Annotated in this window: 20 protein-coding genes; 15 read left to right on the top strand and 5 right to left on the bottom strand. The window is 43.0% G+C overall.

Features of this window, described 5'->3' with window-relative positions:
• Positions 1-108 precede the first annotated feature (108 nt).
• From OW157_RS06435 to holB, 6 genes are all read left to right on the top strand, one after another.
• A complete protein-coding gene (locus OW157_RS06435) occupies positions 109-465 on the top strand; it encodes a YbaN family protein (protein WP_268752529.1) in 357 nt (118 codons plus the stop codon).
• 449 nt (positions 466-914) lie between these two features.
• On the top strand, positions 915-1328 hold the full coding sequence (locus OW157_RS06430) for a hypothetical protein (RefSeq protein ID WP_268752528.1): 414 nt from the start codon (positions 915-917) through the stop codon (positions 1326-1328).
• Between the two features lie 283 nt (positions 1329-1611).
• On the top strand, positions 1612-1926 hold the full coding sequence (locus tag OW157_RS06425; protein ID WP_268752527.1) for a YbaB/EbfC family nucleoid-associated protein: 315 nt from the start codon (positions 1612-1614) through the stop codon (positions 1924-1926).
• 70 nt (positions 1927-1996) lie between these two features.
• Complete coding sequence (recR, locus tag OW157_RS06420) at positions 1997-2596, top strand: recombination mediator RecR (protein ID WP_268752526.1); 600 nt, start codon at positions 1997-1999, stop codon at positions 2594-2596.
• Positions 2597-2617: 21 nt separating this feature from the next.
• Positions 2618-3265, top strand: coding sequence for a dTMP kinase (gene tmk, locus OW157_RS06415; RefSeq protein ID WP_268752525.1), 648 nt, complete (start codon positions 2618-2620; stop codon positions 3263-3265).
• 57 nt (positions 3266-3322) lie between these two features.
• On the top strand, positions 3323-4348 hold the full coding sequence (gene holB / locus OW157_RS06410) for a DNA polymerase III subunit delta' (protein ID WP_268752524.1): 1026 nt from the start codon (positions 3323-3325) through the stop codon (positions 4346-4348).
• 90 nt (positions 4349-4438) lie between these two features.
• Here holB and OW157_RS06405 read toward each other — a convergent pair whose 3' ends face one another.
• Positions 4439-5257, bottom strand: a complete 819-nt coding sequence (locus OW157_RS06405) for a GNAT family N-acetyltransferase (protein ID WP_268752523.1) — start codon at positions 5255-5257, stop codon at positions 4439-4441.
• Positions 5258-5432: 175 nt separating this feature from the next.
• Between OW157_RS06405 and OW157_RS06400 the strand changes: the two genes are divergently transcribed.
• The 6 genes from OW157_RS06400 to mscL all read left to right on the top strand — a co-directional run bounded on the left by OW157_RS06400 (position 5433) and on the right by mscL (position 9437).
• Positions 5433-5813: a DNA replication initiation control protein YabA gene (locus OW157_RS06400; RefSeq protein WP_268752522.1), complete on the top strand. Its 381-nt coding sequence runs from the start codon at positions 5433-5435 to the stop codon at positions 5811-5813.
• On the top strand, positions 5813-6589 hold the full coding sequence (locus tag OW157_RS06395; RefSeq protein ID WP_268752521.1) for a tRNA1(Val) (adenine(37)-N6)-methyltransferase: 777 nt from the start codon (positions 5813-5815) through the stop codon (positions 6587-6589). The genes OW157_RS06400 and OW157_RS06395 overlap by 1 nt, the downstream gene beginning before the upstream one ends.
• An 11-nt stretch (positions 6590-6600) precedes the next feature.
• A complete protein-coding gene (locus tag OW157_RS06390) occupies positions 6601-6963 on the top strand; it encodes a GIY-YIG nuclease family protein (protein ID WP_268752520.1) in 363 nt (120 codons plus the stop codon).
• An 18-nt stretch (positions 6964-6981) separates the two neighbouring features.
• Positions 6982-7875 carry a 16S rRNA (cytidine(1402)-2'-O)-methyltransferase gene (rsmI, locus tag OW157_RS06385; RefSeq protein ID WP_268752519.1) on the top strand — a complete coding sequence of 298 codons (894 nt, stop codon included), beginning with the start codon at positions 6982-6984 and terminating at the stop codon, positions 7873-7875.
• Entirely contained in the window at positions 7876-8913 is a 1038-nt protein-coding gene (locus OW157_RS06380) for a YdcF family protein (RefSeq protein ID WP_268752518.1), read from the top strand. It begins immediately after the preceding gene.
• A 140-nt stretch (positions 8914-9053) separates the two neighbouring features.
• Complete coding sequence (mscL, locus tag OW157_RS06375) at positions 9054-9437, top strand: large conductance mechanosensitive channel protein MscL (RefSeq protein ID WP_268752517.1); 384 nt, start codon at positions 9054-9056, stop codon at positions 9435-9437.
• Between the two features lie 107 nt (positions 9438-9544).
• Here mscL and OW157_RS06370 read toward each other — a convergent pair whose 3' ends face one another.
• The 4 genes from OW157_RS06370 to OW157_RS06355 all read right to left on the bottom strand — a co-directional run bounded on the left by OW157_RS06370 (position 9545) and on the right by OW157_RS06355 (position 14199).
• Positions 9545-10651, bottom strand: coding sequence for an NAD(P)/FAD-dependent oxidoreductase (locus tag OW157_RS06370; RefSeq protein WP_268752786.1), 1107 nt, complete (start codon positions 10649-10651; stop codon positions 9545-9547).
• Between the two features lie 17 nt (positions 10652-10668).
• On the bottom strand, positions 10669-11652 hold the full coding sequence (locus OW157_RS06365) for an ABC transporter permease family protein (RefSeq protein WP_268752515.1): 984 nt from the start codon (positions 11650-11652) through the stop codon (positions 10669-10671).
• Positions 11653-11966: 314 nt separating this feature from the next.
• Positions 11967-13334 carry an HD domain-containing protein gene (locus OW157_RS06360; protein WP_268752514.1) on the bottom strand — a complete coding sequence of 456 codons (1368 nt, stop codon included), beginning with the start codon at positions 13332-13334 and terminating at the stop codon, positions 11967-11969.
• A 4-nt stretch (positions 13335-13338) separates the two neighbouring features.
• Entirely contained in the window at positions 13339-14199 is an 861-nt protein-coding gene (locus OW157_RS06355; RefSeq protein WP_268752513.1) for a lipoyl protein ligase domain-containing protein, read from the bottom strand.
• A gap of 121 nt (positions 14200-14320) precedes the next feature.
• Between OW157_RS06355 and OW157_RS06350 the strand changes: the two genes are divergently transcribed.
• From OW157_RS06350 to OW157_RS06340, 3 genes are all read left to right on the top strand, one after another.
• Complete coding sequence (locus tag OW157_RS06350; RefSeq protein ID WP_268752512.1) at positions 14321-14767, top strand: DUF1934 domain-containing protein; 447 nt, start codon at positions 14321-14323, stop codon at positions 14765-14767.
• Positions 14768-14821: 54 nt separating this feature from the next.
• Complete coding sequence (gene rpoE / locus OW157_RS06345) at positions 14822-15406, top strand: DNA-directed RNA polymerase subunit delta (protein ID WP_268752511.1); 585 nt, start codon at positions 14822-14824, stop codon at positions 15404-15406.
• A gap of 290 nt (positions 15407-15696) precedes the next feature.
• Positions 15697-17994 (top strand): CehA/McbA family metallohydrolase domain-containing protein, encoded by a 2298-nt coding sequence (locus OW157_RS06340; RefSeq protein ID WP_268752510.1) that lies wholly within the window; start codon positions 15697-15699, stop codon positions 17992-17994.
• Positions 17995-18230: the final 236 nt, after the last annotated feature.

The raw sequence follows: 18230 nt of genomic DNA, 5'->3' as shown, positions 1-18230 counted from the left end.
TAGCGCTTTTTATTGGTCTCGAAAATTTATCACTTGCAATATAAAGGCTAAAAGATATTGACAAAATCTTGTGAATTTCGGACAATAAAGCTTGAAGGGAGAGCTTTTATGCGATATTTTCTAATTGTAGGGGGTTGTTTATCATTTGCTTTAGGTATTTTGGGAGCGGCCTTGCCGATTTTACCTACGACACCATTTTTGTTATTGTCAGGTTTCTGTTTTGCCCGTTCGTCTGAGCGTTTCCACCAATGGCTACAGGGGACTAAAATTTATCAGTCGTATGTGGCTGATTATGCGGAAACTAAAACTATTGCGCGCGATACAAAGAAGCGAATTGCCAAGCGGATTGCACTTTTGATGACAATATCTATTGTCTTTGTTCCACTATGGCCAGTGCGGATTGCGCTTTTTTTATGGACCGTGTTTATGATTTATTATCTCTTCAATCGGATTCCTGATAAGTAATCAATCTATTAATATTCAATTTTAGCGACTTTCCTCAAGTAGGTGGTTGCTTTTTTGTTGGAAAAATAGTCAATACAGTTTGTAGTCAAGTAGTAATTTTAGTAAGAAAGTTTATCTCTGCCGTCTCACCCTAATTAAGAAAGCTGTAATCTGCAAAGATAGATTGTGAAATATTGGTCAAATTTAACAGTGAAGAATCCGTGATGCTATACTATGAGTAGAAAAGGGCGTTTGTTAGCCTAGTCTAGAGTTAGAAATTGCATGCGTGGTTTTAATAAAAATTACCTATTAAGAATGGATACTTGCGTGCCGTTTCACCGTTGTCTTTAAATTTTTGCTCTTGTTTATTTTGTGCGACGGGTATTTCTCATAAGCTGTTGATCTAAATTATTTCCTATAGTTTAGCCTAATATAATAAAGGTATATTAGCGTATTAAGGAGGGAATTTAATGAAAAGATTAGTGAAAATCGTTAATTGTTTGCCTTTTGCTGTCTATGTCCTTATTTTTGGGAGCTTGCTACTGAGTTACATTACTTCTTGGTTACAATTATTTGCAAGCACTGAATTTTTCGCATCAGTCTTTATGGCAGCTATGGTATTGAGTTTTTACTTTATCGGAATTTTCTCTGGTTTGGCCTTGCTGGTTTCTGTTTGGGCCCGTTTTAAAAAACAAATTCCAAAGTCCTTCTTTGTAGTGGAGGTCGTCTTACTGACTTTATTAATGGGGACCTACTACTTTAATCCTTTCTTTACGGATTGGCTTTTTGAAAATACTGGCTATGATGGCTTTATGATGCTGCAGGTGCTTGCCTTTTTCTGGAGCTGCTTCTTGGTTTATCATAGTCGTCGCCTTAAAAATTAACTTGAGAAAGTTTCGTTCCAACCTAGCTAACCAACACTGCTAACGGGATTGTAGCGGTTGGGCATGAGTAGGCTTTTGCCTTTGAACAAATTTAATATTACTAATGGGAGTGTGACATTACGGTTAAATTAACTAGTGAAATTGGCGTTCGAACCTAGCTATGGCTTTTAACTAGGGGCAATTTTTGCTATGATTAGGGGTGCAGTGCTTAATAATTTTTTTAGGCAAGAATCTATATTACAATAGAGGAAATAGTAAAAACGATTTTAAGGAGTGAGCATTTATGGCAGGCGGAATGGCCAATATGCAACAAATGATGCGTAAAATGCAGAAGATGCAAAAGCAAGTGGAGGCGTCTCAAAAGGAACTGGAAGCCAAGGAGTTTACTGGCAAAGAGCCTTCTGGTATGGTAACAGCCACCTTAACTGGGGATAAAAAATTGAAAGCCATCGATATTAAAGCTGATGCTGTTGATCCTGATGATGTGGATATGTTAGAAGACCTTGTCATCGCAGCAGTGAATGATGGTTTAGACCAGGTTGAGAAGGAAACCAACAACATGATGGGCCAATACACCAAGGGCATTCCTGGACTATAAAACTGGCGACACTTGGACCTAGGGCAAATGAACTTGTTCCTAGGTTCTTTATTTTGGAGAGGAGCGGGCTATGCAGTACCCAGAACCGATTGCACATCTGATTGATAGTTTTTCTAAATTACCGGGTATCGGGCGGAAGACAGCGTCACGCCTGGCCTTTTATATCTTAGACATGGATGAAGGGGATGTGCTCCAGTTTGCCAATGCCTTAATCGATGTTAAACGGGAGCTGCAATATTGCTCGGTGTGCGGTAATATTACTCAGGATGATCCTTGTGAGATTTGCGCTGACCCGAACCGGAATAATGAACAAATTCTAGTGGTTGAGCAAATCCGTGATGTGGTCTCTATGGAACGGATGCATGAGTTTACTGGGAAGTACCATGTTCTCCACGGTGTTTTGTCGCCCATGGACGGGACGGGTCCGGAAGACTTAAACATTCCCTCACTTTTGACACGTTTACAAGATGAAACGGTCAAAGAAGTGATTATTGCAACGAATGCCACTGCTGAAGGGGAAGCAACAGCCACCTACTTGTCGCGTTTGATTAAACCAGCTGGGATTAAGGTATCACGGATTGCTTACGGATTATCGGTAGGTTCTGACATTGAGTATGCTGATGAGATGACTTTGATGCGGGCCTTGGAAGGGCGTCGTGAGATTGATTAATTCCAGTAAAGGAGTATAAGCATGAGCTATTTTATTACTGTTGAAGGGCCAGATGGGGCAGGCAAAACCACCCTGATTCAAGGCCTAGTTGATCGTTTACAAGCGGACTTACAGGTGCCACTCTTGTTGACCCGTGAACCCGGGGGAGAGCCTCTAGCAGAGAAAATCCGTGGTGTCATTCTAGATCCTAAACACACGGACTTAGATCCACGGGCGGAGGCCTTGCTTTACGCTGCTAGTCGACGTCAGCACCTAGTGAATAAGATTCTACCTGCGCTAGCGGCGGGGAAAATGGTCTTGTGTGACCGTTATGTGGATTCTTCTATTGCTTATCAAGGTTATGGGCGTGAGATTGGCGCTCAAGGAGTAGCCGCTATCAACGAGTTTGCTATTGAAGGGAAATTACCAGATATGACCCTTTATCTGGACCTGTCTGCTCAAGAAGGGATTGACCGCATCCAGGCTAACCGTGAGGAGGCCCAACAAAATCGCCTAGACAAGGAGGCTATTGACTTCCACGAGCGGGTAGTGGCTGGTTACCAAATCATTAACGCCCAGGCTGGGGACCGACTAGTGAAGATTGACGCCAGCCAGTCACCTGACCGCATGCAAGCGCAAGCATTGGTTGCGATTAAAGCTCGTTTTCCCCAATGCTTTAAAAACGATTAATAAGAGAGCATAAAGCGAGAGTATTTGAGGAAAACGATATGGAGGAGGTGTCGATTTGTGGCAGAAAACACATGGCTAATTAAAGATAAACAAGCTCAGTTGGTCACTATGATTGACCAGGTTTTAGCGAATGATCGTTTGGGTCATGCCTATATTTTAGAAGGGATGGCCGGGTCGGGCCAAGAAGATATGGCGCGCTATATTGCCGCGGCCTTGCTATGTCCTAATGCAGAGGCGCCGTGTGGTCACTGTCAGATTTGCCAGCGGATTCAAAATGGTGACTATGCTGACTTCCTTACCATTGCTCCAGAAGAGCAATCGTTGAAGGTTGACCAAATTCGCCAGCTGAAACAAGAGTTGACTATATCTCCCATGGAAGGCGACTATAAAATTTTTGTCATCAACCAGGCGCAAACGATGACAGCTAGTGCGGCCAATAGCCTATTGAAGTTTATTGAGGAACCCAGTCTTAATATGTTGATTTTTCTGATTACTCCTAACCGTGATGCCCTCTTGCCGACGATTCAATCGCGTTGTCAGGTGATCCAATTTCCAGCCTTAAATAGTCAAGACTTCGCGGAACTCTTAATGCAAGCGGGTATTAATAGTCAGCAGGCTCACTTATTAGCCCATCTAACTAATGACCGGGACCAAGCCTTGGCCTTGGCAGAGGATGAGGTCTTTAGCCAAGCGGTCAAGGTCAGCGCCCAGTGGCTTCCTTTAATCTTACAAAAAGATCCGCGCGCCTTTACCATGGTGCAAACCACTATCAAAGGGCTAAGTGATGACCGTCGCCAGCATATTCAATTTCTACGCTTAATGGCCTTTATGACGCGTGATTTAATGCACTTGGCTTTGGCGGATGCCAAGCAAATTTCCGACCAATACTTGGAAGAAAATTTGGTATTCCCCCACTACCAAGCCAATTATAGTAAGTGGTTAAACCATTGCCAGCTGGCAGACTTGATTCAGGGACAGCACCTGCTGCATAAGGCTCAGCTGATGATCAACCACCAGGTCGCTGTCCAAGCAGCCCTGGAATATTTAGTCTTGGCATGGTGGCAAGCAGATACCCCTTCCTAGGATGCTTCCCAAGTATAAATAGTGAAAACTCCCCTAAAGTAAGTTAGTCATTTGATACTTACTTTAAGGGAGTTTTTAAGTGAGGGAGCCTTAAAATTGCGGGGGATTGCCTGCTTGATAATTACTGATATCTTGGCGGATGGCTTGAGGAATGCGTTTATGGGCAGAAATTCGAAAACTTAGGTCTTGATAGCCCTGTTTTAGATACATTTTAAGTGGCGTATCATCAGCGTCTGCTAGTAGAATGACATTTTTGCCTTGGTCTTGGGCGCGGTCCATGACCCAAGTTTGCATGGCTTGGCCAATGCCTTGGCCTCGGTAGTCTTCGAGTACCGTGAAATCGTCAATTTCTAGGCTGTTGGGGCTATCGATTAGGACCATGACCCCTAAGAGCTCTTGCTCTCGATAAGCTGTAAGGGCAATTAGCTGGTCTTCTTCTCTAACAGCTTGGTAGAAAGTTTGAGATTGATTGGCAAAGTCTTGGCCAAATGCCTGATTTTCTCGGTAATGAAAGTGGAAAAAGTCATCCCATCCCTGGCCTGCTGAACTAAGGGCAGTGACAGTAATGTCTTTGGGACTAAGGCGACTAGTCTTAAAATCCTTAGGGTCAATACTTAAGAGACGGTTAATTTCTAGGCCGTATTCTTCCTGATTTAAATAAGCAATCAATTTTTGCCCCAAGGCTTGATTAGCGGGAAAGTCAAAACTATAGTAGGATAGGTCAAGTTCATAGGCGTAATCTAAAAAGATATCCTCTAGAATTGGAAATTCGTCCAGATTAGGGATGAAATCTAGGACGATTTTGTTGTAGGTGTAGCCTAAGGGTAATTGAGAGTTGCCCCAGAAATGATAATAGTCCGTTTCATCATAACGGTCGGCCCATTGGTAAATTGCATCAAATGAACTCATGTCATTGCCTCCTTGTGTGAGCGAAAATTATGACTTAGCTTTTTCTCTTTCCATTTTAGCTGAATAAAGTAATTTTTCATAGAGAATCTTGTATCCGTCTAGGAGTTGACCCACAAAATATGGTAAGATATGTGTTAGAGTTTACAGGCAAGTGTTTAGAAAGTAGGAGTGTGTCATGGACAAAAGGGAAATGACGGATAAATTATTGGCCATGCAAGAGCAGCTCGCCCAGATGAGTCAAGAAGTGGAGAGTTTAAGCCGGGAATGGGATGAACTCTTGGTTAATTCGCATAACTTAGAAATGGAAAATCATTATTTGCGAGAACGAATCAATGCTTATTCTAGCGCCTACCAAGACGGTCAAGACAGTGCTAATCATAATGCGACCCAAGCAAGTCATGACTTAGGCTTGTCTAAAGCCCGACAAAATCTCATGCATATTTATGAGGACGGTTTTCACATTTGTAATATTTCCTATGGCCAACGACGGGAAAATGATGAACAGTGCATGTTTTGCCTGGATATTCTTTATGGCAACAAGGAAGGCGACAAGTAATGAGCGCTAATCAGGAAAAATCTGGATTGGACTTACACCCTCATGAACGCTTGGACCGGTTGATTCCGCAAAAATTAGATATTATTCAAAGTACGGAGGCCTTTACCTTTTCGATTGATGCCTTATTGTTGGCAAACTTCGCCAAGATTCGGATGAAAAAACGGCAGGTAATTGTCGATTTTTGCTCGGGCAATGGGGTAATCCCCTTGCTCCTATCCGCAAAAACGGAGGCGCCGATTCAAGGACTTGAAATTCAAGCAGACCTGGCAGACATGGCGCGCCGGTCAGTGGTCCATAACCACTTGCAGCAACAAATCAAGATTTTAACTGCGGATATCAAGGACGCTAAGCGCTATTTTAGCAAGGATTCTGTGGATGTCATTACTTGTAATCCGCCTTACTTCAAACGCTATGATGAGTCGCGGCTCAATCCTAATGATCGAAAGGCGATTGCCCGCCATGAGATTTTAATGACCCAGGAAGATATTTTTAAACAAGCCAAATATATTTTACGGGGCAAAGGGAAACTATATATGGTCCATCGACCAGAGCGCTTATCTGAGTTGATCGTGCTAGGCCATCGCTACCAACTTACCTTGAAGCGTCTACAGTTTGTTTATCCCAAGTTTGGCCAACCTGCTAAAACCATCTTGTTGGAATTTATGAAGAATGGCCAAGAAAAGGGCTTAGTGATTCAACCTCCCTTTTATACGCAAACCGAAAGTGATGATTATAGTGAAGAAGCTAAGAAGATTATCTATGGTGATGAGGAATAGGCGGGTGGATTATGGCTAGTAAAGAGTGGTATTATTTTTATGTTTTAGCGTGTCGGGATGGCAGTCTCTATACAGGTTACACCACCGATCCTGACCGCCGCCAAGCCCAACACCTAGCTGGAACAGCGGCCAAATACACCCGGCCAGCTTCTCGTCGTCCCAATCGCATGGTAATGACCAAGGCCTTTTCAAGTAAGTCATTGGCCATGTCATGCGAGTATCATTTTAAACAATTAAGCCGCCAAGAAAAGGAAGCTGAACTCTACCAAGCGGGCGTGGTTGATTTAAACTATGCAAGTTCGGCTGCCCGTGTGGACTTAGACTGTAGCAGTCCTTTTTTTATGGCTTGGCAAGCTAAAATTGCGAGTAAGTAGAGACTAGGAGGGAAAACGATGCAGGAACAATTGAGTTTTAAAAGTCAACAAGTAGGGCAATTATATTTGGTTCCGACTCCAATTGGTAACTTAGATGATATGACTTTTCGTGCAGTAAATATTCTCAAGGAAGCGGATTTGATTTTAGCTGAGGATACGCGTCATAGCCAGAAACTTCTCAATCATTTTGATATTACCACGCCCCAACTCTCTTACCATGAGCATAATGAGAAGGAGCGACAAGCAGAAGTTCTGGCTAAGTTAGCCGAAGGACAAAGGATTGCTCAAATTTCTGATGCTGGGATGCCGGCTATTTCAGATCCAGGTGCTGACCTAGTGACGGCCTGTATTGCAGCTAATGTTCCGGTGATTCCCTTGCCAGGAGCTAGTGCCGGGTTAACGGCCTTGGTTGCGTCGGGCTTAAATCCTGACCGCTTTGCCTTTATTGGTTTCTTGCCCCGTAAGAAAAACGACCGCCTGCATAGCCTGCAGGACCATGTCAATTTTCCCTATACGATGATTTTTTACGAATCGCCTTTTCGACTCAAACAAACTTTGGCCGATATGATGGGGGTTTTTGGGGCTGACCGATCTGCTGTGGTCGTTCGCGAACTTACCAAGTCTTATGAAAATTTTGTTCGTGGTAGTTTGGGAGAACTAGTCGATTATTATGATGTCCATCCCGATATTAAAGGGGAAATTTGTCTTTTGCTTGCGGGTAACGATCATCCGCAAAGTAATGATGACCTGCTCCAATCGGCTTTAGCCGATCTTTCCTTAGCTGAGCAAGTCAACTGGTGGATGACCAATGATAGTCTCACGTCCAAACAAGCCATTAAGAAGGTGGCCAAACAAAATGGTCTTGCTAAGCAAGAAGTCTATGCAGCTTATCATATGGGAGAGGAGGGTTAGATGCTCTATCTGATTGCTTTGGCCCTCTTTATCTTGGGGGTCTTAATTCTCTTAATTGCGCCCAGAAATTTAATTGATAACTTGATTATTTTAGTGGCCCTAATTGTTTTGGGGGTTGCCATTGTCAATGATCCTCAATTTGGGGATAATGTGAGTTTGCAATTATTTTTTTATCACTTAAAAACCATTGCGATGGTCTTTGCGCCCTTATTGATGGGGCTATTTGGTTTTGGCTCTATTAGTTTTGCCTACCATCTATACCAAGAAGAAAGCAGTCGCTTACAGTTGGCAGTGGGTGTAGCCTTAGGGTTAATCTTGTTAGCGATGACCCTCTTCCATTATTACCAGTATTATTCTATGGATGATGCTTTTTATGAGCGTTGGGTCACTGTACCGAGTTTTGCTATGGCCTATTTTGTCCTGTTATTCTTTAATTATCTCCTGGTGAGTTTACGCTTGTCCTTATTAGTGACTGAGAAAAAAGTCGATTATCTAGTGATTTTAGGGGCGCGTTTAGACCAGAAGAAGGGCGTGTCTACTGATCTCAAATCTCGCTTGGACATGGCGGTTCGCTACTTAGAGCGGCATAAGTTTCTCTATCAAAATTATCCAACGATTATCGTCAGTGGAGCCCAAACCCAGGATAGCATTCAGTCTAGCGAGGCCAAGCTTATGTCGGCTTACCTCGTGGACCAAGGCATTCCTAGTCAGAAAATTATCCAAGAAGAAGAGGCTCACAGCACTCATGATAATTTTATCTTTACCAGACAAATTATCGAAGGTCACCGCCGTATTCTTCAGGCGACACCCATTGCCTTCGTGACTTCTAATTACCACCTTTATCGGGCTTATCTATACGCGCATATGGAAGGGATTTATCAGATTATCGGTTTGGGTGCCCCTTCTCCACTTGGGGACCGAATTTTTGGCATGATTAGAGAATTTATTGCCATTTTATTTATGCACCGTAAATTCCATTTCATGATGACTATTTTGCTATTGGGCGCAGGTTTGGCCTGGGTACATTATTTTGCTTAATTATTGCAAATGATTAACTTAATACTCTTCTCATGGTAGAAATTTTTCTATTATCTGCAATCGACTTGAGTAAAAATCTTGCAGGTTGGGGTGGTTTGTGCTTTAATATGAAGGGAATTAACCACAGAAAGGAGATTATTATGTTAAAAGAATTCCGCGATTTTATCGCTAAAGGTAACGTCCTCGATATGGCAATTGGGGTAGTTATGGCATCTGCATTTACTGCTATTGTTGATTCACTTGTTGCTGATATTATTATGCCAATCGTAGGTGCCGCAATGGGATCAACTGACTTCTCTAGCATCGTGCTATCATTAGGACCAGTTGACTTGATGGTGGGTAACTTTATCCAAGCAGTCTTCACCTTCCTAATTATTGCCTTAGTCCTATTCTTCGTCATGAAAGCAGTCGCAACATTGAAATCCAACTTTGTGGCTGAGGAAGAAGAAGAGGAAGAAGAAGTGGACGCCCAAGAAGTATTGCTTACTGAAATCCGCGACTTACTAAAAGACCAACAAAAATAAAGAATGTGAGCAATCGCCTTCAGAACAGCAGTCTTGGACTAAACGTAAAAAATGATAAAAAACAGCCTTCTCTTGTAGATAAAGTCTAGCAGAGAAGGCTGTTTTGTTTATTGTTTAGTGACATAGCGATTGACATCATAGTCAGCCAGGGTCATTTCAGTCGGCTGGCCGGAAATTAGCTGGGCCAATTCTTTGCCAATTAGTGGGCCAGAAGTAAGACCAGATGAGCCAAGCCCGGAGGCCACTGCGATGTGAGGATGGTCGGCTAGCTGACCAAAGAATGGGGCATAGTCAGAGGTGTAGGCACGGGTACCGACTTTGATCTCAGCGGCTTGGCGATTTTCAATAGCTGGAAGAAAATCAGCCGCTGCCTTTTCAATCGCAGCTAGAACGCTAGGGTCAGCGGTGAGGTCGAAGCCCATATCATCTTCATGGCTAGCGCCGATGAAAATTTGGCCATGGTGATGAGGGATAATATCACCTTCCCCATCTAACATAATCAAGGGGAGATCTTGACTTGACGATTGGTCTTGGTAAACCGCCAGTTGCCCCTTTTGTAGGCGGACGTCAACATTATACCCATGAGGCTGGAGTAGCTCAGGTAACCACGCTCCTACCGCTAGGATAGCGGCATCAAACTTTCTGTCATTAATGGTAAGGCTGTTGTCAGTAATTGCCTCAATTTGGGCGCGCTCACGAATGATTTCTCCCTCTTGTGCCTGTAATAACGTTTGCAAGTCCTGGCACAAGGCTTGGCCATCAACAATGGCACCGGCATCGGTTACGATAACAGTGGCTTGAGTTTGGGCTTGTGGGACTTTGTCGCGAATCTGTTGGGGAGTGAGTTTGGCAATTTTTTGGATCAAAGGCGCCTCCACTTGACGCTTTTTAGCAATTTCAATTAAGTCATCAGCAGTCTTCGCCTTATTTTTAACGATCCAGGTGGTCTTTTTCTCATAGGCCTTAGAGCTTAAGCCGTGTTTTGCCATATCTGCCAATAACTCAGGGTAAAAGTGGGCCCCGCGATTGGACAAGCGGTACCACGCCTTATTACGACGTTTGGAAAACCAAGGGCAAATGATGCCGGCTGCCGCTTTGGTGGCTTGGCCTTGATCATCATCAAATAAGGTTAGCCTTACATCAGGTTTTTGGGATAAGTAATAGGCAGCGGTAGAACCCACAATTCCACCGCCGATTACTGCGATTTTAGGCATAAGCTGGTCATCTCTTTCTAGTGTTTTTTACTGTGGTTCTTATGTTCTTTGTCAGCTTTATCTTCTTGCTGCCGCATTTTCCGGTAAGATTTCCGTGTAATTAGGGGGTTTTTCAAACGAACCGTCTGCCAAAGGGTCAGATTATTGTCGTTTGCCTTGTCGGTGTCGAATTCTTCATCTTCGCTACCATAATAATCATCGCTGGTGATAGCCTCATAGTTCTGACTCTCACGCTTCGTGGCTTGGTCATTCGCTTGGCGAGCATCCACATAATTGAAAAAGTGGTCACTGAGATTGATTTTATCAGATAGGTATTGGCTGATTGCTGTTATAAGGGCCACTAATAAGACCAGCCAAACGGGGAAATGCACTAAAAAGACCCCATAATAATGCGTGATAAAAGGAATAGTAATAGCTGCTAATAGAGAAATAAGGAAGGCCGCTAGATACAAAGGGTTACCATTACTGTACCAAGTGGCATCAAACGACCGGTTTAAACGGAATTGAACGCCAAAGAAGAAGGCAGTCAAAATCGTTAATACTTGCAAGGGTAAACCGAGCAAGGAGATTGCAATCGGCATTTGAAAGGCAGCAGCTAAATCACCATAGTAAAAACCACCACGTATCCCTTCAAAAATAGCCACTATGGTCATGGTAAGCAAGACATAGTAGAAAATATATTTCATGTAAGGTGTCACTTCGAAAGAATATTTAGGTGCCTTGAGACGACGGAGAACCTGTTTGCAATAAGATTCACCATCGAGACCAATCATAGCATCGATAGAAATGCCCTGCTTTTGGGCAAGTTCTAACTTATCAATTAATTGGCTAAGGGCCTGATCAACCGCTAAGCTAGGCGGGGTCGATAGGTAGAGATAGGACTGGCAATCCAGATAAAAATCTTGAAAAGCTGGATCTAAGTTTTTGATACGTTCTTTATTTTTTTTGTATAAAGATAAGCTCGCCTCTTGGGCGCTGTGTTCATGGGTAGTTTGGCTCATGCTAATAGCTCCTTTACTTAATACCTCCATCTTACTAAAAAAATCAACAATTAGGAATATCTACCCCTTAACTTTGGCAAAATTTTATAAAGTGTGCGTTTGGGAGGCAAGTGGAAGCTGTGATAGAATTGCTAAAAAAGCTAGATGTGCACATTCGCGAAACCGAATTTGCCTAAAAATCAAAATTAATTCGCCTCTTAACTTAATCGATTAATAACCCGCTTTAAAATCTGAAAAACAAAGCATCTCTTGGAAATCTAATCTTAAAGGAAAACAGGCGAGCCCGGGAGCCCGCCTGTTCCTTTATTTATTTGCTAATCGAGTGCGCGTAATTTGCCTGTTCGGGTCATGTCATGGATGTTATCTAGGAGCGGCTCGAATAGGGAGATATGGTCGTGATTCTTGCCATAGTAGAGTTCATTAGGGAAGTAAATCCGTTGGTCACCTCGTGGTTTACCAGTGAAGGCTTGAACCAGGCTAGAAGCTTGGGAAAGTTCGACCATGGTACCGTCCTTCTCAAGAAGCTCGATCTGAGTCCGTGGTTTTTCGGCATTAGGCCGGTAGAAATCATAGGGAAGGTCGAAGCTAGAATTCAAGGCGGTATAGTAATGGGTGTCATAACCCAATTCTTCAATGAGTGTCAGTAATTTGGCTAAATTGGCCTGGTCCTTCTCCTTGTCAAAGGTCACCGACTTAAAAGGTTTACGATTGAGGAAACGGTCCGCTAGGTCACTGAGTATGGCATCAGGATTTTGGACCAACCATTGGGCAAAATAGCATTGGAGTACCCCATCATCCAAGTTGAGATAGTCATTGAGCGTCCAATTCTTCTCGAAGAAGGGGATAAGAAAAGGACTTTGTGGGTCAAAATAAATGCTGTCATCTTGGTAGAGGTCAGCGGCCCGTTGCATCAGACGATTGAGAATCATTTCCATCCCACGCGAAACCGGGTGGAAGTAGATTTGCATGTACATCTGATAGCGGCTAGTCACATAATCTTCCACCGCATGCATACCGGCATAATCGAAGACAATCCCATCCTTATAGGGATGCATCACGCGAAGGATTCGCGTCAGATCGAAGTTTCCGTAGTTTGTGCCGGTGAAGTAAGAATCCCTTACTAGGTAATCCATTCGATCAGCATCAATTTGACTAGAAATCAGCTGGACCACCTGGGGATTAGGATAGGTCTTGTTGATGACTGAGTCGATCATTTCGGGAAACTCGGGGCTGACTTGGCGTAAGACTTGGTTGACTTCAGTTTCGGGACTAGTAATGATCGCTTGAGTCAAGGCCTCGTGGTCGGTGGCAAAAATCTTTTCAAAAGTATGCGAAAATGGCCCATGACCAATATCATGAAGGAGAGCAGCGCATAAGACCACAATCCGTTCCTTATCATCCCAGAGGCCATCACCAGGTTCTTGGCTAGGGTAAGACCGGTAGAATTTGTCGACGATTCGTCGGGTAATTTCATAGACTCCCAACGAATGCGAAAAACGGGAGTGTTCGGCACCATGAAAGGTAAAAATTGACGCCCCTAATTGCTTGATGCGACGCAGACGTTGCATTTCCTTGGTGTTAATCAGGTCTAAAATTAGCTGATGTTGCACGTAAACATAGTCGTGAACAGGGTCACGGAATACTTTTTCGGGAATTCTTTGACTGGCAGAGGCAATGGACATAGTATTACTCCTTATCTGCTAGGGAGGTCATCTCCACAATTTTTTGGTTACGTTTGTGCATCTTTTCTAAGTGTTTATCAATGGCTAATTGCTCCCAATCCAGAGGCTCAGGGCTAAAACCATTAGCCTTTACTGCCTTAACCAAGGCCTGCTTAAAGGCAGAGACACTAGCTAAGTCAGAACAAAAGTCACCAAGATTAGCCATACTATCAGGATTAATCTGAGGGTAGAAGGTGCGCGTTTCTTGCCCTTGAATAGCTTGCGCATAAAAGTCTTGAATCAATTGCCCTCGCTGATCTTGAGGCCCCTTTAGAGACACGTAGACATAAATGCCCACTGCTTGACCAATACGACGTTGGGCGATACCGGCGACTTTTTTGCCTTGAACGGAGAAATCATAAGCACCAGGACAATAAGAGTCATCGACTTGTCCCGTCTTCCCCACTAAATCGTAAGGGGCTAGGACCTCGTTCATTAAATCAACCATGACCTGGTAAGCCTGGTCAATAGGTAAACGTTGGTCACCAGCATTTAGAACTAAGGTGAAATTAAGAATGCCAGGATCAGAAACCACCGCTAAGCCTCCAGCTGGGCGAATAATAGTGGGGACCTGAGCCTTATCAATTAGGAATTTTAATCCTTGGTCGATAAAGGGAGTTCGCATATCCATCCCGCCGAGAAAAACAGCTGGTACAGTGGGCCAGAAATGTAGGATGGCATCATAAGTTGTCTCTGCTTGGTTCAACAAGTGTAGTGAGGCATCATCAAGCGCAAAGGGCAGAAAGAAGTCTTCCTTGTCCACAAAATGGTCAATTTGGCCCAAAACAAGGGTGGATTGATCGGGGTATAGAGTCGATAGAGTCATAGGCGCATCCTTTCTAATTGGTGGTTTCATTATAACACAGGAAGACTAGGGTGGGAGGCGACTTAGTGGTTTAAAAATGCGCTTGAATCCGCTAAAATAAAAGGGAGAGGATGGGATCCCAATGAATAAACAGCCGATTGAAATAAAGGCGAGTTCAGAAATTATTAACCCCAAGGCAGAAGGGGGCGGACAAGAAACATTTAACTGGGAGAGTTCTGGTCACTATTTCCAGGTGGGAGAGACACACTACATTACCTACCAAGAAGAATGGGAAGGCCAAAAAAGTCAGGTGCGGATTAAACTCAATGCCAACAAAGACCTGACCATTCAGCGGCAATTTGACCAAAGCAAAATCATCATGCCCTTTTCCTATCAAACACCGACCCTGATTTATTATCCAATTTTCCAAGACCAAGCCTTGGAATTTGAAGGGTTTTTAAAGACGGTTGACTATGAGGAATTAGCCTCTGACTGGCAAGCCTTAACCATTGCCTATCAGCTCAGCCAAGATGACCATGTTTTGGGACATTATAAAATAAGATTGCAATACCGACCAATAATGAGGTAGAATAATAGAGATGCACACCAAGCTGCAATATTCAGGCGAAAGGATGAGCCCCAGATGAAATTAAAAAATTTGGATGGTTTAAATAAACAACAGCTTTCAATGGTCGAAGTGGCCTACGCCATTCTCCAAGAAACGAATGACGTCCACTCTTTTGATGACTTATTGGTTAAAATTCAAGATTATCTTGAAATGCCCCAAGATGAATTGGAAAACAAAATGGCCCTCTTCTACACTGAAATGAATGCGGATGGTGCCTTCATTTCCCTAGGTGAAAATCGTTGGGGATTACGGGAATGGTACCCAGTTGATTCAATTGATGAAGAAATCATTTCTTCTATTGATGATGAAGAAATCAAGAAAAAACACAAAACACGCAAGAAAACATCAACCTTTGCTGCGACTGAAGACGACCTTATCGACTATAACTCAGATGACCCTGAAGACGAAGATCTCGTTGATGAAGAAGCTGACTACGACGACGAAGATGACGATGAAGACGACGAATTAGAAGAATACTCTTCTGACCTCAACAACTTCACTGAAGATGATTCTGAAGACAACCTAGAAGACGGTTTAGAGGGCGACCTCACTGAAATCGACGATGACGCCCTCGATGAAGACGACGAAGATGAATTCTAAGCAGATATAAATATAAATCTATAGGCAAGGCTGGAACTAGATTCCGGCCTTTTTTGTATTGTTTTTAGATAAAGGGTCTCTTTTCAATTAGTAAGTGGCAATTTGCTGTTCTGACTAATTCAAAAGACAGGAATGGGATGGATGATGTAAGCGGGTTCTATTGCTTGCTGGTTCCATTATACCCCCTCTGATTTTACATAAATTTGACACAAGCTTTACCTAAAATTGACATTGACTCGCTATAATGAAAGAGTCTACAAGGCAGAGTTAGATTGAGGGAGGTAATAGGATTGAAAGCGATGGGACTTGGGAAACGAATTTTATTTATATCAGCGGTGACTTTGGCGGCAGCTTGGTCAAGTCAAATTCAATTGATTCAAGCGGCAGAAGCGGAAGAAGTGGCTCAAATGTTGGAAGAAGCACCAGAAGAGTCTGTGGTCACACGTAATAATGAGTATGGCGAGCTAGAAACGGAAAACACTGGTGACTATTATAATAAAGCGGAAGATCCACTTGATTTACAAAACCAAGGCCATTTAGTGGAGGATCCAGCGGTGCCTAGTGAAACGCGGATTGTGCAAGGAGAAGTCCACAACCATACCAACCAATCCAGTGATGCTTCTGAACCTTATATGACTTTTGAAAATGTTTTAGATGCTGCTTTTGGCGAAGAGCTGTCTGATTTACCTACTGGTGGTCAACCACAACTAGACCACAGCCAACCCTTTGATTATTATATGACAGCTGACCATTTGCGTGGGTCTGACCGTGATGTCAATGGTGAAGAAGTGGCTCAAAAACCAACTTGGAAGTCGCTAGCCCAACAGGTTGAGCAATACAATAAGTTGAAATCTCAAGGGAAATATGCAGGTAAAATCTATTATCCTGGTTTTGAGTGGGACATGTTTGGTTTGGACCATGCGACGGTTGCCATTATTGAAGATGGGACCAACCGAGTACCATTAGAAGCTTATCGGCATTTTGAGTGGTTATATGCTTACGATACTCCGACAGAAACTTTTCACTACAATGAAAGCAATGTGTTTGGCCCGCGCGATAATGTCAAAGCTGATAAGAGTAACTCCTATGACGGCTTGCGTTGGTTGCAAAAACACTATCCAGAGTCCCTACTCCTAGTTAACCATCCTTCCCGCCATAATGGAGGGAGTGGCGAAGTAAAAGCAGCTGATATACGTGACATCCAAGATTTGGCTCCTAATGTAGTAGTTGGATTAGAAGGGATGCCTGGTAACCAAATGGGTGGTGACCGTGGCGAAACCACTGATATTTATGGAGGAGCCGATTTGATGGTTGCCAAAGTTGGTGGTGTTTGGGATGCCATGCTAGGTGAAGGGCGTCCTTTCTATAACTTTGCTAACTCTGATTTCCATTTCAAAGTGTCGTCAAATGAACTGTATTCTTCTGGTTATTGGCCAAGTGAGTATAGCCGTAATTATACTAAGGTTACTGGTAATACCTTCCAAGATGTGGCACGCGGATTGAAATCAGGTAATAGTTGGTCCGTTTATGGAGATTTAATAAAGGATCTAGAATTCTTTGTTACAGTAGGTGACCAGCGAGTTGAAATGGGACAAACTTTGGCAGTGCCTATGAATACCCCTGCTAATTTATCGGTTCGTTTCCGAGCAACGGAAAAAAATAACTACCAACCAATCTTTCCAGGTTATGAATCGACGATTACTAACCAACCTATTCTAGACCATATGGACCTTATCCTAGGTAATATTTATGGCCAAGTTACTGATCGTACTAATGACTACAATCCAACCACACGTATTGGTCAACGTTTCACTAGTGCCGACTGGGGCGAGGCAGATGAAGAAGGGTACTACCATATTGATCTTCCTTTCATAGTGGACCAAGATTTCTACCTCCGTTTACGCGGGACTAATCATGCTGTCAACACAGCAGGGGAAACGGATGACTTGGGGAATCCATTGCTTGATCCCTACATGGAAAAGCCTCAAGAAGACGACTTTGAAAATGAAAGGGATTATCTTGAAGCCTTAAGAACTTATTTCAACCAAGTTAATGAACGGAATTATAGTGATTTATGGTTTTATTCTAATCCTATTTCTTTACTAGTAGAAGATGATCAAGTGACATTGCCGAGTGTCTTGGCGGACCAAGTGGCAGAGATTGTTGGTCATAGTCATTTTAACCTTAGTGGGGGATTGGGCTTGACTTCACTTCAATCGGACGAGGAAGATGTTCAAGAAAACGATCAAACAGAAGACGTTAAAGACGAGTCTGGCCAAACAAACCCTGACTCAGAAGCTGACCATAAAGACGATCTGCCAGTAACAGGTCGGGATGACCAAGATCTCAAACAGGACAGTCAGAAGACGGATGACATTGAGACGAATCAAGCTGTAGATCCAAAAGGTAAGCTAAGCAAAGAAACTGATTATAAAGAAAGTAATCAAAACAGTGTAAAAGCTGAAAAAGTAGCCATATCAAGTGCTTTACCAGCCACTGGTAGTCAAGAAGCTAACGTAGGCTTAATCGTCTTAAGTCTTCTAGCAGGGGTAGCTTTCCTTCTCAGCGCCCCTAAGAAAAAAGTTTAATAGGATAGAATTTTTGCCTTTCTTGGTTACTTGTTTGCTAGCGTGAAAACCAATAAACAAAGAATGTTCTTTTTAAAAAATGGCAATAAATCAGTGACTGCTTAAAAGTAAACGAATACATGGCCCAGAATGGGGAATTAGTGATCAAGAGATAGCCATCCGAGCTTGCATTAAAAATAAAAAGTCCGTTGAAATAAGGGGATTTCCCTTGTCTTTTAAATGTGAGAAAGGTTACA

Source organism: Aerococcus kribbianus (assembly GCF_026805545.1).
Classification (GTDB): Bacteria; Bacillota; Bacilli; order Lactobacillales; family Aerococcaceae; genus Aerococcus; species Aerococcus kribbianus.
Note: the sequence above shows the minus strand (reverse complement) of the source record. Positions and strands in the feature narration are given on the sequence as shown.